The sequence below is a fragment of the Sphingomonas hylomeconis genome (assembly GCF_025370105.1).
Classification (GTDB): domain Bacteria; phylum Pseudomonadota; class Alphaproteobacteria; order Sphingomonadales; family Sphingomonadaceae; genus Sphingomonas; species Sphingomonas hylomeconis.
Map to the genome: position 1 here is coordinate 1 of NZ_JANQBK010000002.1, position 1055 is coordinate 1055.

General features: G+C 70.1%; 2 protein-coding genes. Both read right to left on the reverse strand.

The genetic code is table 11. The features are described 5' to 3' along the window. Positions 1-303, reverse strand: a 303-nt coding sequence (locus NV401_RS03820; RefSeq protein ID WP_261293073.1) for a hypothetical protein, incomplete at its 3' end; no start/stop codon positions are given. A 1-nt stretch (position 304) separates the two neighbouring features. Then, on the reverse strand, positions 305-1055 hold a 751-nt coding region (locus tag NV401_RS03825), incomplete at its 5' end, for a hypothetical protein (RefSeq protein ID WP_261293074.1).

A 1055-nucleotide genomic window follows, 5' to 3' on the forward strand; every position in this document is an offset into this window, starting at 1 on the left:
CACGGCGTTGTCGTTGGCCTGCCGCTCGAGGCTGGCGATCGCGAGGATCCGGCGCGCCGCCTCGCGCTTCACCGCGGCGACCGCGCGTGCGAGCAGATCGGCGCGCGTGATCTTCGGCGCCGGCGTCTGGCCCGGTTTGCCGTTGGCGCCGGGGATGATGCGGCGCGCACCCTGCGCGGCGAGCAGCTCGGCGTGGCGTGCGGCCGAGATCGGCACCGCGTCAGTCGGGATCGCCTCGCCGTGAACGCGGACGTCGTAGAAGGCGTTGGTGGAGGTGGCGTAGCGCAGCGGCGTGCGGATCATGTCACTTGCCCATCACAATGAGATCGAAGCCCTCGAGGCGCGTGTCGCGCGCATCGTCGGACTGCAGCTGAATCAGCTGGCTGGTGAGGGATCCGGGGCCTGCGCGCTGCGGATAAAGATCACGGACGCCCGAGGCGCCCTCAATGTAGCCCATGGCGACGATCGGCAGTACGACGGACTGAAAGGCAATCGGATAGCTGACCGTGATCGCCACTTCGGACGTGAAGATCTGGCGCACCTGCAGCCACTGGATCAGGAAGCCGCCCGGCAGCATGATATAGCCGTTGGGGGTCAGGCTTTGCGGCAGGCCGGCGAGCCCGGCCGGGGTGACGGCCTTGTCGCTGACGATGCCGGCGACGATCTCGGCCGCGCTGGCCGCCAGCACTTCGATGACACGATCGGTCGCGAGGCTTCCGCCGCCGCGTGCGAGGCCGGCGCCGGTGATCGACCGCGCGGGCGGCACCAGCAGCTGGATCCACTGGATAATGCCGGAGATCGAATCGGGGGTCAGCGCTTTGCTGGCGAGCAGGCCGGCTTCCGCCTCGGCGCGGCTGGCCGCGGGCACGTCGAGCGTCCGGTCTGCGCCGAGGCTGCCGCCGCCGGTGACCAGGCCGGTCGTGCTGATCAGGCGCGTAGCTGGCGCGGCGCCGATATCGGCCGGGACCAGCACGATCGTGCCGACCTTATTGTTGACGCTCGACACCGGCGCCGGCGTGGAGATCTCGAGCCAGTTGGCCAGCGTCGTCGCCGGC